This is a genomic window from Desulfosporosinus sp. BICA1-9, from assembly GCF_000802135.1.
On record NZ_JUEE01000035.1, the window covers coordinates 1 to 15,820 of the forward strand.

12 protein-coding genes and 1 pseudogene are annotated in these 15,820 nt (G+C 44.3%); 3 read left to right on the forward strand and 10 right to left on the reverse strand.

The window, feature by feature from the left end; translation table 11 throughout:
* Together JL57_RS04600 and JL57_RS04605 are read right to left on the reverse strand one after the other, a co-directional pair.
* Nucleotides 1-332 (reverse strand): annotated as a pseudogene (locus JL57_RS04600) (transposase); the annotation flags it as partial.
* A 352-nt stretch (nucleotides 333-684) separates the two neighbouring features.
* A complete protein-coding gene (locus tag JL57_RS04605) occupies nucleotides 685-1,596 on the reverse strand; it encodes a hypothetical protein (protein WP_034140905.1) in 912 nt (303 codons plus the stop codon).
* 114 nt (nucleotides 1,597-1,710) lie between these two features.
* Between JL57_RS04605 and JL57_RS04610 the strand changes: the two genes are divergently transcribed.
* On the forward strand, nucleotides 1,711-2,649 hold the full coding sequence (locus JL57_RS04610; protein ID WP_034140892.1) for a metallophosphoesterase: 939 nt from the start codon (nucleotides 1,711-1,713) through the stop codon (nucleotides 2,647-2,649).
* Nucleotides 2,650-3,134: 485 nt separating this feature from the next.
* Here JL57_RS04610 and JL57_RS04615 read toward each other — a convergent pair whose 3' ends face one another.
* Nucleotides 3,135-4,127 (reverse strand): cell wall hydrolase, encoded by a 993-nt coding sequence (locus tag JL57_RS04615; RefSeq protein ID WP_034140893.1) that lies wholly within the window; start codon nucleotides 4,125-4,127, stop codon nucleotides 3,135-3,137.
* Nucleotides 4,128-4,403: 276 nt separating this feature from the next.
* Here JL57_RS04615 and JL57_RS04620 point away from each other — a divergent pair, with 276 nt between their 5' ends.
* Complete coding sequence (locus tag JL57_RS04620; protein ID WP_034140894.1) at nucleotides 4,404-4,814, forward strand: hypothetical protein; 411 nt, start codon at nucleotides 4,404-4,406, stop codon at nucleotides 4,812-4,814.
* Nucleotides 4,815-5,427: 613 nt separating this feature from the next.
* On the opposite strand, the gene JL57_RS04625 is transcribed toward JL57_RS04620, so the two are convergent.
* From JL57_RS04625 to JL57_RS04635, 3 genes are all read right to left on the reverse strand, one after another.
* A complete protein-coding gene (locus tag JL57_RS04625) occupies nucleotides 5,428-6,003 on the reverse strand; it encodes a TetR/AcrR family transcriptional regulator (protein WP_034140895.1) in 576 nt (191 codons plus the stop codon).
* A gap of 80 nt (nucleotides 6,004-6,083) precedes the next feature.
* Nucleotides 6,084-9,215 carry an efflux RND transporter permease subunit gene (locus JL57_RS04630; RefSeq protein ID WP_034140896.1) on the reverse strand — a complete coding sequence of 1,044 codons (3,132 nt, stop codon included), beginning with the start codon at nucleotides 9,213-9,215 and terminating at the stop codon, nucleotides 6,084-6,086.
* Nucleotides 9,212-10,420 carry an efflux RND transporter periplasmic adaptor subunit gene (locus JL57_RS04635; RefSeq protein ID WP_291299704.1) on the reverse strand — a complete coding sequence of 403 codons (1,209 nt, stop codon included), beginning with the start codon at nucleotides 10,418-10,420 and terminating at the stop codon, nucleotides 9,212-9,214. Before JL57_RS04635 ends, JL57_RS04630 begins: the two co-directional genes overlap by 4 nt.
* Before the next feature lie 322 nt (nucleotides 10,421-10,742).
* Here JL57_RS04635 and JL57_RS33485 point away from each other — a divergent pair, with 322 nt between their 5' ends.
* On the forward strand, nucleotides 10,743-10,904 hold the full coding sequence (locus JL57_RS33485) for a YtxH domain-containing protein (protein ID WP_291299709.1): 162 nt from the start codon (nucleotides 10,743-10,745) through the stop codon (nucleotides 10,902-10,904).
* A 130-nt stretch (nucleotides 10,905-11,034) separates the two neighbouring features.
* Here JL57_RS33485 and JL57_RS04640 read toward each other — a convergent pair whose 3' ends face one another.
* The 4 genes from JL57_RS04640 to JL57_RS04655 form a co-directional block, all read right to left on the reverse strand.
* Complete coding sequence (locus tag JL57_RS04640; protein WP_034140897.1) at nucleotides 11,035-11,367, reverse strand: hypothetical protein; 333 nt, start codon at nucleotides 11,365-11,367, stop codon at nucleotides 11,035-11,037.
* A gap of 23 nt (nucleotides 11,368-11,390) precedes the next feature.
* Nucleotides 11,391-13,061: a S41 family peptidase gene (locus tag JL57_RS04645; protein WP_034140898.1), complete on the reverse strand. Its 1,671-nt coding sequence runs from the start codon at nucleotides 13,059-13,061 to the stop codon at nucleotides 11,391-11,393.
* A gap of 254 nt (nucleotides 13,062-13,315) precedes the next feature.
* A complete protein-coding gene (locus JL57_RS04650) occupies nucleotides 13,316-13,492 on the reverse strand; it encodes a hypothetical protein (protein ID WP_291299705.1) in 177 nt (58 codons plus the stop codon).
* Between the two features lie 277 nt (nucleotides 13,493-13,769).
* Nucleotides 13,770-15,260 carry a DEAD/DEAH box helicase gene (locus JL57_RS04655; protein WP_034140899.1) on the reverse strand — a complete coding sequence of 497 codons (1,491 nt, stop codon included), beginning with the start codon at nucleotides 15,258-15,260 and terminating at the stop codon, nucleotides 13,770-13,772.
* Nucleotides 15,261-15,820 lie beyond the last annotated feature (560 nt).

Genomic DNA, 15,820 nt, shown 5'->3' on the forward strand with positions numbered 1-15,820 from the left:
CAGCGATTGAGAACCATAGCTTCTGTGAGCAATCCATTAGTGAAAAATCGATGTAAGTTGAAGTTCTCCCACAACGAATGTAATAAAAGGATGGGCAGAAACACCCAATGCTTTGTGACTACAATGTCGGAACTTTTAGCTAGTGAAAGATCAGCATCCTGCTGAACCTGTAGAATCATTTTCATCCTTGTGGCATCCTCTTCAGACAAGACACCAAGGTTTTGAATGAGGCGATGCTTAGGTTTTCCGTCTTTATCTCTATAAGAAGCGACAATTTTATAATAATTGTAGGTTTTGCCTTCTTTATTAATGGTAACTTTCTTTAGAAACATTTGTGGCCTCCAAGAGCAACTCAGTTAGTACTACAAATATTATACCACAAATGCTGATAATAAAGTATATTTTCGGGTTAATATTTTCGAAAAGTTAGGACTACACAAATAGTGGTTGAGGGCTGTAACCCTTGTGCTGCAAGGGCCTGGAAATTTATGTCGCCAAACTCGGGTTATAACTAAAAAAGCTTGGCTAATGCTAAGCTCCTTAAATAACTTTAAGAACGCAGAAAACTGGTATCAACTAGCTTAAAAAAGTAGGCAGGTGATTCATAGATCATGAATTACCTGCCCATTTGATGATTCTCATAAAATGCTTAAACCCTGAACATATTATGAAATGCCTGTTAGACTAATTTTGTCCCATGGGCGGAGTTGCTGGCGGGACTGGTGGGATCTCTGGAACAGTCGTATCAGGTGGAAGGCCCACTTGGTTCAAAGATTGAAGAAATTCCGGACTGAGTGGGGCTACTTCCGGACTTAATGGCGCTTTTTTGCCACCACTGAACAGTCCAGTAACTTTCCCCCAAACGGTGGTGACCGTCGTCTTCATTGGACCAAGAAAACTCATCACTCCCATAGGTTCCTTAACCTTCAAAAGAATAGGACCTTGTGGAGCTTGCCCAAGCTGAGCTGGATTTTCCACCGAAACCACGACTCGACTATAATGATGGAGCGGAACTGGACTCTGAAAATGTGCCCGATAAACTCCATTTCCGACCTGACGCAACCCCCCTACCAAAAACCCAGTCTTCCCTTTGTCATCCACCAAATAGGCAGCATATACCCCTGTTTGCCCTTGCCTGAGAAACATTTGTGGGGATGGTAAATTAGCGATCAGCAGAAAACTATTGTCCGGAGAGATTGTAGCTACACCGTTGCCATTAATCCCCTCTTGTGCCGCCTGCAATACTAGTTGACGGGTTTGACCCTGATAATTTGCCATACCTTGATTATATCCTTGATCTTGAGGATATCCCCCACTTTGTTGGGTAAAACCTAGGCCCATACCCTGTGCAGGCGGAGGACCCTGCCACTGTGTACCTTGATAATTCGGTTGTTTTGCTCCTATGAAGCCCCCTCTTAGGTTTTGGATTTGTCCGTCTTTTTGGAAAATGCCACTTGCTTTAAGGCCTGAACCTAGTGTATTACGGATCGAACCGGGAGAGTAACCCGGACCTAATTGACCATTAGGTGATCTAGGGAACCCCTGCGGTCCGATGGGATCATAAGGATTATTAGGTGTATCTCCACCGAACTTCACCATGCTCCCCTCCTTTTTCAACTTTCAATGTAACTTAATAACATGATATGATATTAAGAACAGAAGAGTTCTGAAGACAACTCCATGGGTAACGATTAATTAAGGAGGGACACAATGCCAAAAAAGCTCACAGCCCCGCTCTCTGAACCTATTACACGCCGTACCTTTTTTCAAAGAATCGGCGGTTTTATTGCTAGTCATTGGTTACTTACATCAATACCCTTGGCTGGTGCAGGAGTCTTCGGCTGGGCTGGTCACGATACCCTAACCTTAACCCGTCAATACTTCGATCTGTTTTACCCCAACCTGCCAGATGCCTTAGAGGGAAAAACGATCTGCCAACTCAGTGATCTTCATCTAGAGAGCCTGCGGATTCCCCCTGAACACCTTCGTGAGGATGTAATGGCTCAGAAACCGGATCTTATAGTTATCACTGGGGATATAATCTCTTCCCGCACGGATTTAGATAAGCTTAATCCGTATTTGAGCGGACTTACTGCCCCCTATGGAAAATTTGTGGTCATGGGAAATAACGATTATAGCCACCTTTCCCGAACACTTTTCAAGCGATACCTACAGCAATATAAAACTCTAGGATGGACTCACTTGCTCAATGAAGCCTCTTACTTGCCAGACCTTAATCTATGGATTATTGGGGTCGACGATCCAGCCACCGCTCACGACGATGTAGATTTGGCCTATCAAACGTTACCATCTTCCCCAATGACCCAATCGAACCCACCCTTTCGCCTGGTCTTAGCGCATTCCACAGATTGCCTCGATGATGTGGCAAAGTACGGAGCAGAACTTTTTCTGACCGGGCATACCCACGGAGGACAAATCCGCTTACCTGGCTTCAAACCTCTCATCACCAATACTTATCTAGGTGACCTCGGATTCTACGAAGGATACCATGTCATTAACGGCGTTCCCCTTTACATAAACCCCGGGATCGGTGAAAGCCTAATTCCTCTTCGCCTTAACGTTCCCCCTGAAATTACCTTCTTCACCTTACACCGAGGGGACGCCCCTCCGAGACAACAGAAAAACTAGAATGTCTATCACGGAAAAAGTCCCACAACCACTCAAGTTAAGGACTTTTTCCTTTTTGCTTTATTCAAGACGGTGCACATGATGTGCCGTCACCCAAACTATCGTTACCCATGCAAGTCAGGAACCATCCCCACTTGCACGCAACCTGTACGTATTTTCCGTCTCTCCGTTCCCGGACCCACAAGCCAGGGACGCAGTGTCACACGAGCGCGACGTCTTTACGTAAGCAGAAAAGCAAACTTCCGTTCAAGCGACCGACCCCAGATAAGGGACAGTGCACAGGGATGTGCACTGCCGCCAACCGAGCCAAGGATGGCGAGTCTGGCACGATAGTCTCCAGTGGAGATTATCGCCGTAGGCGGGTTCTTTCATATATCATATCGCCGAAGGATGTATCCCGCTCCCCATTGTAGGAGCTTGAACGGTTAGTTTGCTCTGCGTCGTAAGCACCGAGCGCTGTGTGACACAAGTCCCTCAAGTCCCTGCTAAATACTAAACGTATGGTTGCCGATGCGTTTGATAACTGTGCGGTTCTTAATCCATTTGTCTGTGGCGAGGCGTGGATTGTAGTAAAATATTGCCCCGTTGGTAGGATCCAGTCCCGATAGGGCTGCTTCTGCTGCTTTGTAAGCCTGATCGTCTGGGTCTAAATGAATCTGCCGATCATCGACTGCTGTGAATGCCCCAGACTGGTAAACAATACTTGGTATAGTTTTTGGAAAACGAGGATCTTTTAAGCGGTTAAGTACAACAGCCCCGACAGCTACTTGTCCTAAGAAATCTTCTCCCCGAGCTTCCCCATAGATGACACGGGATAATAGTTCAACTTCCTCTTTAGTGACAAAGCGTCCCAATCCTCGAGAATGAATCTGATTTTCGGTCGCCATCTTTGAAACCGAATTGGTCATAAAGTTTGTGCGGTTATCCACAACATCATGGAGCGTGCTCTTCTGGGTCTGATCGATTGATTCTGTGTTTTGGTTCACAATTATATCGTAGGTTTTAATCTCTGACTCAATCAGTACTGAAGGAGATTTGCTCAAACTAGCTGTCTTGTAACCTTGTTTATACACTGTGGCAACGGTTGGAATATTCCGCAAAACAGTCACCCACCATGGCGTATTGATTACTTTCTCAGGTATACTTTCTTTTGTTAAAATTGCCGCGACTTGCTCTGAAGATTCAGTCACACTAGTCGCAGGATCTTCAGATTTGTTCTTAGCTTCTCCGTTCGGAACCCATAAAGATTGTCCTTCTCTGATTTGATTGGGACTTCTCACTTGGTTAAGCGTTACCAGTTCCTTTACTGTCGTTTGATACTTTTGGGCCAGATGCCAAAGGGTATCTCCCCGCCGGATCACAATTTGTGTAGTGGCTATTAAATTACTATCGAACTTGTTATTATTTCCATTAGAAATTGGTTCGTTCTCCAGTCCTAGTACAGGATAAATACTGGCCTGCCACAGAAACAAGCACATCACCCCACATAGGAATATCGCTGAGGATTTCCGACATCGCCGGTGTGGTAATAAAATATAAATCACCTCTTAAATTTATAGACTATTTCTAGTCTTTCCCAATTGAGGTGAGTTTTATAACAACACGGCATTAAATGCTTAATAGAGGTCCAATGCTGTAGTCTTTTTTGTCATATCCTACTAAATCGCACATATGATGATACAGACTAAGCAAAGATAAAATTAGTCTCATCTTTTGCTTTGTCAAGCATAGTAAGTGAGGTGAGGCTAATTAATATGAGAGAATTATGTAGAAGCATATTCTTGTCGTTTTGCCCCCCCGAAGAACCCCCGCTAAGCGAGGCAGAACGCCTACTTGCAGAAATCGAAGCAACAAAAGAAAAAATGAACCATGCTTGGAACCGCTTTGACTACGCAGCACCGGAATACGTCGAAATTGCCGTGCTTGAACTTCTAATAGTAGAAACACAATATGGGCTTCTTAATAAACGCTATCGCTTATTACTTGGCGTTAAAGGAGAATCTCCATTTTATTTGCCATCTGCTGTTAAAGCATTATCTTATTCTATGGCTAGCAGTCGTCTAAACCATGCGTTTTATGGGTCTCTTTCTAATTCGACTTCCGAAACGCCCTCATTTGATTCGATCACTCCTCAATTAGTGGCACAAAATCCATATCAATCCTAGGACTTGTTCATCATTTTGGTCATTGAGACTGCAGATAAAGATACCACTCTAAAATTAAAAATAGCTCCGTCAAAACTGACGGAGCTATTTATGGTATTGCAAAATGAAACTCACTATTATTGGCAAAGGCCAAACCGCATCCACTATGATAATATCCTCCCACCTTTAATTGAATACAACTTTTTCGGAGGGGCTTTTTCTTTCAGCGGATCTTTTAGAGCATCACATCGCTCGTTTGATACGTGACCAAGGTCTGCCCCGCAATATGGGCACTCCCAGTTTTCCCCACTGTAAGAGGAATAGGATCTCCCTCTACAATCAGGGCAAATTCTCATGTTCATAAATGTCCCCTTTCCTTTGTACCATAAAATCCCATTAGTAATTTTAATATTTTCACATTTACATAATATTCCATACTTTGTTATTATACTATGAACTACAAGCTATAGAACCTAAAGTGTTCGACTATTTACCACGATTTACCACAGTATCTATTTGCTATCTTCATATTAAACCTATATCTTGTAAAGAATACGCAAAAAGCAGCCGGATCTTGCCGACTGCCTTTTGCTCAATTTAAAGTATTAAGGATGACTTTCTTAAAAGGTCCTTCTTATTGGAGCCCCTTTAACACCACATCCACAATGGCATGATGGTCAACTTCATCTTGAGGTCGATGATCCATCAAAACTCTTTTCTTGGAGAATAAATCGAGGGTTCCAACAATACAGTAGGTAGCTAGTTCTTCATCGAGATCCGCACGAATCTCTCCGTTTAATTTAGCTGCCTGAACCATCTCCGTGTATTGCTTTAGGATGGCCATGTGTTCTGCAAAGAGTTGACCACGGATTTCTTTGGAAAGGGTATTAACCTGCATAACGATTTGCACGATATCCATATGGCTGTTCAGGAACTCAAAATTATAACGTGAGCAGTTTCTAAGCCTTTCCTCAATCGTTTCACCCTGTTCCATATTCTCCTTCAGCCCAATACGAAACTCTTGTATGCTGAATTTGAGTATTTCTTCAAATAAGCGTTCCTTACTTTCAAAGTACTCGTAAATTGTGCCTTTACCTATACCTGCCTCTTTAGCGATATATTCCATCTTTGCGCCGTCGAAGCCATATTCAGAAAAAACCCGAATTGCTGCTTTTATTATGTCTGTCTGTTTTTCTTCTCGCGACGCCAGTCGAAATCATCTCCTTATACCGATCGCGTTGGATTCAACGCTTGTTTCTAACCTCGAAGTTCGATCCTCAAAGCTCGCCTTTATACTGAATGGGTTATAGTCGATTTAGTTAGTTGTTTTTCCTTTTTTCGTTTCCTTGAATCTCGAATATCTTCAAAAATCGTATAAATAACTGGTACCAGCAACAGAGTTGACATTGTAGAGAGCGCGAGTCCAAAAATAACGACCACTGCCATCGGTGCCATGGATTCTGAGCCTTCCCCAATTCCTAAGGCCATCGGCATAAGACCAAGAATGGTTGCCAGCGTGGTCATTAGAATGGGTCGCAAACGAATCGGCCCGGCATTTTCAATAGCCTCTTCCCGCTCCTCTCCCCGTTCTCGGCGTTTAATAATATAATCTACCAAGACAATAGCATTACTCACGGCAATACCTACTAAGAGAATCAAGCCGATAAAGGAAGGAACGCTTAAGGTTGTTCGGGTAATAAATAAGCCCAGCATTCCCCCGGAAAATCCCATGGGTAAGGATAAAATGATCGTAAACGGGTGTAGCAAGGATTCGAACTGGGCTGCCAAAATCATGTATACGAGCAAAATTGCCAGTATTAAGGCGAGACCTAAATCCGCAAAGGATTCCATAAGTTCTTTATTCTCACCTAACACTTCATACGTATACCCATCAGGGATCTGATACTCTTTTATCTTAGTTTCAATATCCATCGTGATGCTTCGTAAATCCCGGTTGATGATCTGACTCGTAACATGGACTACACGGGTCTGTCCAGTACGCTCAATCTTCACCGGACCTCGTCCCATCTCAATTTCGGCCACTTGACTAAGGGGAACGGTGATCCCAGAAAGTGTGGGAACCGGAGTCTGTCCTAAATTCTCAAGACTCGTTTTAAAGGTCTCATCCCCACTCAGTACGACATCGATTTCTGATCCTTCATACCGATAGGTTGTCGCGGTTGTTCCGGAAATGGTACCCTTGACAGCCTGAGAAATCTGTGCAGCCGATAAACCATATTGGGCAGCAGTCTGACGATTAACTTTTACCACTACCTCTGGAACCCCTTCTGTCATGCTCGATTTCACTTCACGAGTTCCTTCAACTGACGCAACGATTTTCTGGATCTCCATTCCTATCGTTTTAAGTTCATCGAGTTCCTCACCTTTGAGAGCAATGTCAATCGGAGTTGTGGAACCACCCATTTGCATATTATCCGTAATCGTCACTTTTATTTCGGCGCCCGGAATGTCTTTCGTCAAAGAACGAATCTCATCGCCCACCTGCTCAACACCTCGTTGTCGGGCAGCTAAAGCTACGAGTTGGACACTGATTGAGCTGGTATTAGCCGTATCCCCCCCGAGTGAAAATCCCCCGTTGGTCCCAATTTGGGTGAAGACCGTTTCGATCTCTGGGATTGTCTCCAGCTTCTTCTCAATTTGATTAACCGTGGCTTCGGTGTCCTGAAGTTTTGCCCCATCCGGCAGAGTCGTGTTAATCGTTAATTGACCAACATCTGACGCAGGCATGAATTCAGCCCCTAAGCTGAAAGCGGATGCACTGGAGAGAATAAAAACCGCCGTCGCAATAGCCATTACGGTCTTGCGATGATGCAATGCATAGTGCAAAAACCTTTTATAGGTCGCTTCAACCCGCCCAAAGATCCTATCAAAACCGCGGCTAAAGCGGTCCACAAGCCCTTTGACTCCGGTCCGACCTTCTGGAATAACTTCCGTCTTCATAAGCTTGGCAGAAAGCGTCGGAACTAAGGTTAGCGAAACGAGAAGCGAGGCCAGAAGAGAAATGGCGAACGTCATCGCTAATTCTCTAAAAATCGTAGCCACAATTCCTTGAACAAAGACGATTGGGAGAAAAACTGCAACTGTAGTCAACGTGGAGGCAAAAACTGCCATCCCGACCTCAGACACTCCTTTGATAGCAGCATCAATTTTTGAGTATCCTTCCTTGCGATGACGATGAATGTTTTCCAAGGCCACGATATTATCATCCACCAAGCGTCCCATCGCCAGGGTCAGTCCCCCAAGGGTCATCATATTTATCGTGATTCCTGCAAAATAAAGGACTGCAAAAGTCGCCATCATGGCAATCGGAATCGCCGTTGCAGTGATAAAGGTTGTTCGAATATTATGGAAGAAAAGGAACACCACAAATACGGCTAAGATCCCGCCCATAATAGCTTCGTTTTTGACAGTTTCTATAGATTGCTTAATGTCATTAGACTGATCCATTACTGTCTTGATTTGCAAATCAGGATATTCTTTAGTAAATTCATCGACAGCGGCTTTGACCCCATCTGCTACTTTTACAGTATTCGTCCCCGATTGTTTTTGAATAGCGATACTTACACTTTTTTCGCCATTCGCTTTAGTAATCGCGTTGACGTCTTTATGCCCTAAGCCTACCTCCGCAATATCCTTTAATCTGATCTGCCCTCCACCAGGTAGAGAAATCATTAGGTCTTTGATTTCATCCACAGATTCAAACTCGCCGGTTGTCCGGATCGTGAGTTCATGTGTTCCCTTTTGAACCTGTCCTCCTGGGGCGTTAAGATTTTCAGCACGAATGAGTTGGGCTAAGGAATTTATGGTCAGGCCATATCCATTCATTTTCTCCAGATGGGTTTTGATTTCGATCTGGTCTTCATACCCACCAATAACCGAAACAGAAGCGGCTCCAGACACACGCTCGAGCTGAGGTTTGAGCTTATCCTCTGCAACTGACTGCAGCTTAGCAAGGTCCGCATCATGTCCACTCAGAGTCAATATAACAACCGGTATCGCCCCTAAGTCAAGTTTCATGACCATCGGAGCTCCAGCTTCAGATGGCAAACGGCTCTTGATCTGATCAACCTTCTCCCTCATTTGGAGAGTCGCAAAGTCCATATCCGTGCCAGTCTTAAACTGGGCAATAACAACTGAGCTTCCCTCGGATGTTGTCGAAGTCACCGTATCAATATTTCCTACGGTAGAAATGGCTCCTTCCAAGGGGTTAGTGATGAGTTTCTCTATTTCCTGGGGACCCACTCCAGAATACTGGGTCACTACGATTGAAACAGGAATTTCAATGTTCGGCATAAGATCGATGGGGAGTCGGGTCAAAGAAATACCACCCAAGAGAATGATTATGAGCATTGTCATAATGATTGTGACTGGGCGCTTAACCGAAACTTCCGCTAGCTTCAAGACTTTTCCCCTCCCACAACCTTCACCTTGTGGCCTACATCAACTAACGTTTGTCCCTTTACAATCACCTGATCACCTTGGTCTAAGCCTTGAAGGATTTCTATGTCCACACCCGTATCAAGACCCGTAGCAACCTCTTTCGCTACGGCTTTATCTTCTTGAACTACATAAACAATAGTCTTCTCGTTTTTGAGGACGACAGCCTCACTTTTAACCGCCATAACATCTGCCTTCTCATCAGTCGTCAGTTCGACTTTAGCAAACATACCTGGTTTGATCAAACCGTCGGGATTCTCCAAGGTGATTTTAAGTGGATAAAGGTGAGTTTTAGAGTCGGAAGCAGGGCTGATATGTTCAATTTTTCCGACTAAACTATTCTCAGAGACTGAAGGGACTGTGACCTTGACTCCTTGACCTTTTGTCAGGCGGTTCACTAAATTTTCTGCAACACTTAGCGAACTAAAGACGCTACTAGTATTGGTGAGACTCACCGCCGCCTGGGCACTCGTAGCCATGTTCCCAACTTGAACATTCACCTGAGAGACGATACCGCTCACAGGGGCAGTCACGGTTGCATTATCTAAAGCCTCGCGCGCCTGGGCGAGCTGAACTTCAACTAACTTCAGACTGCTGTCTGAAGCCTGCACACTCCATTGTTCAAGCTGACCAGCAAAGGTCGATTCTAATTCCTTTAGACCCAACTCCGCTTGGTCAAGTTGAACCTTCGAGGCTGCGCCTGCATCAAAGAGGGCCTTAGTATTTGCCAGGGTTTGTTGAGCATTAGCAATCTTTTCTGCCGCGAGAACCTTTGTTCGCTCCAAGGAGGTTTTAGCGTAATCCCACTGATCTTTACTATTTTGATAGCGGGCCTCAGCTAATTGATAGGTATTGCTCATATCCGTGGTGTCGAGGGTAAAGAGTACCTCTCCCTCATGAACGGTATCCCCGACCTTCACGTTAACGGACTGCACCTTACCCGGAACCTTCGGAACGACCGAGACATCAGTATCCGAAGAAACCTTTCCACTCAGAACAGCAGTATTGATGAGCGTCTTCTTGCCGGCCACTTCTACTTCCACTGGTATGTATTTTTCTTCTACCGCTGTTGCGGGTTTGTCTGCACTGCAGCCAGCAGCTATGCTGAGCCCCGTCAGCACCACGAATAAGATCATGATCTTGCTAGTTATCCCTTTTACCTTTTTCAATTCCCTTTTCCCCCACATATTAATAGTTTTATGTACGACCATTACCGCGGTTTTAACTCTACGTCAGAACCGACTGTTCGGTCACCTTTTATTTATACATCATATTTCCCTAGAAATCAATCCTTTAAGCTTATGCTTAAACAAAAATAAAAGCAGGCAACCCCATATGTAACACTCTCTTAGTTGCTCTATACAGTACTTAATACTTCGACGTTTTTTATCGGCAATATGATAGAATACATTAAGTACAATATAACGAAAGGAATGATCCTATGCAGCGAAACAAAAGGCTCAGCAGAATACTAACCTCGGCACTATCGCTATAGCTGCCCTCGTTGGAGGCCTTGCTGGGGCCGTAGTCGGCCTCATGTTTGCCCCAAAAAGCGGAAAAGAACTGCGTCAAGACGTTGCGTCCTATAATACCGGAGCGCTCAAACAACAGAGCAATCGCCCCAAAATAGTCCTGAAATGGATCCTCAGATAATTGTACAAACGGAGCTCCCTCTTCAAGAAGAGTGAATTTGTTCTGGAACTCCCCCTTATTAAGTGGGAGTCTTCGAAGTGGAAGAAAAAAGAGAAAGCCCGAACCGCAACTTTTGCTGTTCAGGGCTTCTTTATTTCCGGCTGCGAATCTCTTTCCAAAGCTCGATCACTTGTTTGGCTGCCAACAGGAAGACTGTAACAAGACGCAATGGATTCTTTCTTAACTCTTCTAGACTGACAGCAACCTCATTTACCGTTCCGCCCACTTGTTCACTAGTCTGTCTCACAAGGGTGGTAACTGCTTGCGCATCAGCAAGCATATAAGGCAAATGAGTATTGATCTCCTTCATGGTTTGGCTTGCCTGATCCGTGAGCTTCCGAACCGATCGAACCCAAAGCATCACCTCGATGCCGATCACCCCTAAAATAATGGTACCCACAAGAGCACACACTTCATAAATCATGATCTATCCCCCAATCTGATGTCCTATGGCCTTGCCCCTAAATCCTTGATAGCTAAACCATAGTCTAAATCACGAGGATTCATCAAGTTCCCCGCCCTTACCAAGTCATTAATCCTAAAGGACTGAATCCGAGAAGTGCCAGTGCCCACAGCGTCTTCATCCCTTTGAATCGTCTGCGCAACCGCCAAGCCCCCTTCTTGAAGCACCTGGCCTGATACACCCTTGATAGTGGGATGGATGATCAGCCAATAGGTCGTATCCGGGGTTAAAGCTCCTTGCGGAATGACTTGCACATCGGAAGGACCCAAGGGTTCAAACGCTGCAAGCGTCCTCTCCCCTGTCTCGCTGTTAATCAGCTCTATGCTTGTATTGTCCACGCTCTGCCAATCGACCAACCCAGAAAAGTGTACTGTAAACTTCTTGTCGAGCGGAATCTCCCATAATTCGCTGACCATGCGGTAACTTGGATAATAATATGGATAATTAAAACCCGATGGTAAGGCACTCGGTGAAGCAACTCCCATTAGTTCTTGCCAAGCTTCCCAATAATCGTCCGTTCTACCCAATTCAAGAGCAACAGCCGTATCGTTTAACATTAATTCTGCTACCTTAAGTGAATCTGCCTGCTGGATCTCTACATCGGGGCTAACTCCTACGATGTTGATATCATGTCCCAGAGGCGAGAAAAAGCGATCGACGGTCATTTTAAGCACTCCACCACTCTCAAGATGGAACATGCTCTGAACCGTCCCTTTCCCATAGGTCGTTGTCCCTACGAGTGACGCCTTTTGATGGTCTTTGACCGCAGCAGCGAGGATTTCGGAGGCGCTGGCACTGTTTTCATTTGTCAGGAAAATGACGGGTTGAGTAAACCGCAAATCAGGATCTGATACCTTAAACTGAGAAAATTCCCCTGTTCGGTCTTTAATTTGCACTGAGACTTCTGAGCCTATAAAATAGCCCGCAAGGTCAAGGGCTGAACTTAAGTATCCTCCCCCATTATCTCTTAAATCCACAATCCACCCGTTGACCTTTTCACTTCTTAACTGATTGACGATCATTTCAAATTCTTTAGTCGTATCACTACCAAAGGAATTTAGATCTAGATAGCCTATATGCCCACTTAAGACTTCTCCTGTCACTGTAGGACTAATAATGGCTCGGCGTATAACGGTTAACTCCCATGTTTCCTCTCCCTGAATTACACCGATCTTAACTGCACTACCCTCTAGTCCACGAAGTAAGTTCACAGCCTCTTCTGAGGAAAGTCCAACCAAGGATTGCCCATCTGCTCGTATAATCACGTTTCCTGGTTTTAACCCGACCTCTTCCGCTGGTGAACCGGAAATAACAGATAACACCTTTACCCCTTCTGGAACTATCTCAATATTAATCCCGATCCCAGAAAAGCGCATATCTATGCTCTCAATAAAACCCTGGTATTCCTCCGGTGATAAATACATCGTGTAGGGATCTCCAAGCCGTTTCAGCATCTCATCTACGGTCGGAGCGTTTAATACATCAGCTGAGACCGGATCCACATATTGGTCTTTAAGTAGCAAACGAATTTCTTTCAAAACTCCAACGTCGGAGGCCAAAACCAGAGCTGAATTATTTAGTATTAATATCAGGACGAGCACAATGTTTAAAAAAATGTGACCCACTACTTTTGTCCTTAAAAATTTTGCATGCATGTTTGTGTAATCTCCCCTCCAAAGTTTCAAACCCCGCTCTGGATTATAGATTCGACACATTACTGGATTTACCTTCGACCATGCTTAAAGTTCTTTCCAAGCCAATAAAAATACCCTCTATAGTTGTCTCGACTAAAGAGGGCATTTTTATTGGCTAAACGTTATTTTGCTATTATATTTCATTATATCGCCTTCCGTGTTGTAATTACGTCACTTATAGCATTTATCGTACCTTCCACATAGCTTACCGAATACTATAGATTATCAATCTCCGCCCTATGCACTTGGTTGTTATGTTCTATAGCCTTAACAACCAAATATATCTCATCTTGTCTCGACTCTAAGCTATCCATTCTTGATTCCATTCTTGACTCTAACCCAACGAGTTTATTGAGTATGAGCCCGAGCATTTCTTTGATCTCTTTCTCCATCGTCTCACCACCTCTCTTGCAAAATTATACCATCCCAGAGCAACCCCAGCAAGATAAATAAACAGAACTCGTTCAACTAATGCTGAACATCGAGACTTCGGTGACGAAAGCTTCCAGTGGATGGTTTCGCCGAGCCGCATATCCCAAAAGGAATACTTCGCGGCGAAGGAGGACTCTACCTCCACCAAAGCATACTAAGGAACACCCACTTATAGAAGTGGAACGTCGATAAAAAAGGAAAAGGCCACCAACGACCTTTTCCCAAATACAATAAGTATTAACCGTTTCTCTTATTATCCCTACCCCTTTGAGCACCGGCAGCGCCACCACGAACATCGTTACCTTTTCTCCTTGACCAAGTATCCGTCTTTTGTCCGTAGCCATCCCGGTTGAAATTCCCCTGAGGTCTGGCATTTCCCATGCCTCTTGGATTTCCCATGCTTCTCCCCCGCATGGGTGCTGCTTCCGTGAGACGAACTTCGACAGCTTCTGGTTCCTTCGTGATTATTTTCAACGCTGCGCATAAAAGGGTCACTGAATCGTTTTCGGCAAGCAACTCTTCAGCTACACCTTTATACTTCTCGATATCTTCCTCAGCGATTACTCTCAGAATTTCAGTCATAGTTAAGCGTTGCTGTCCTTGTACTGCCTCAACGATACTCGGTATTGGTTTACGAACAATTCGGCGTTTAATGACTTGTTCGATAAGTCTCAGCATGCCAATTTCTCGCGGTGTGACTAACGTAATCGCTAAGCCAGATTTCCCTGCTCTTCCAGTACGCCCAACTCGATGAACATAACTTTCCGGATCTTGTGGAATATCAAAGTTAAAGACGTGAGTCACTCCGCTAATATCAAGCCCCCGAGCTGCAACATCTGTCGCGACCAATACTTCGATGGTTCCGTCTTTAAACTGCCTCAAGACACTATCTCTCTTGCTCTGAGTCAAGTCACCGTGAATTCCCTCCGCAGAGTATCCCCGCTTCCCTAAAGCCTCCGAAAGTTCATCGACTCGTCGCTTAGTTCGGGCGAAGACAATCGACAAATCTGGAGATTGAATATCTAAAATCCTTGATAAGACATCGAATTTAAGTCGTTCGGTTACTTCTACATAATGTTGCTCTACATCAGCAACTGTTACCCCTGTCGCCTTAATACTAATCAGCTCAGGTTCTTTCATAAAGCGCTGGGCAATATTTTGTATCTGACGAGGCATGGTAGCTGAAAAGAGTAGGGTCTGACGCTCCTCTGGAACCTCCTTCAAGATTGTCTCAATGTCTTCTAAAAAGCCCATATTCAACATCTCATCAGCTTCGTCCAGAATAACAATTTTAATATCACTAAGGCGGATGGTCCTCCTTCTCATATGATCCATTAAGCGTCCGGGAGTTGCCACAATGATGTGAGGTTTCTTCTTTAGAGCCCTGATCTGCCAGTCGATCCCTTGTCCACCGTAAATAGGCAAGGAATGTATGCGTTTATACTGTCCGATCTTATTCAATTCCTCTGCAACCTGAACTGCTAACTCCCGTGTTGGAGCCAATATTATGCCTTGAATAAGTTCGCTCTGCTCCATAATCCTCTCAATTAAAGGAATTCCATAGGCAGCCGTTTTTCCGGTTCCAGTTTGGGCCTGCCCGATCAGATCCTTGCCCAGTAAAGCTACAGGGATCGTTTTCTCTTGGATAGGGGTTGTTTCTTCAAACCCCATGTTAATAATCGATCGAATAATTGGTTCGCTTAATCCTAGGTCTGTAAATGTCGCCAATGCTTTCATTCTCCTTTTTATTTGTTATACTCTTTAAGTTTTCCAAATGCGTCCCTATCTATAACTGCGCTAAAAAAAATCTTAATTTATAAATAACCGCCGAAACAGAACATCCGCGATAGCGCGTGAGTTTCGCCAACGAAGGAAAGACGCTTGTGGCACCAATTATATATTGTACCATACTTATCCATGCATGGATAGTCGTTGTATGCAATTTTTCGGTTTATCTCTTGCTTATCTCTTGCTTATCTTCTACTTATCTTATACTTACTTTACCTTGTCACTTCTAATTTGAGACATATATAAAAGGACCTCCGCGTCCGGAGATCCCAATTGCGCAAGTCAATGGTTCAAGGACCTTATGACTTACAAAATAAAATTAGCACTAAACTTTCTTAATGTCAAGCCGAATCGATTTCCTACGCAAAGAGCACCCTTTACAAGAACATTCGATTATGTACGAGAATTCTTGTTAAATCTCCTTTTAGAACTTAGATACTTCCAGTTAAACCCGTAGATTAGGTAAGATTAGTACCCTGTATAAATCCCCCGTTCGTTAT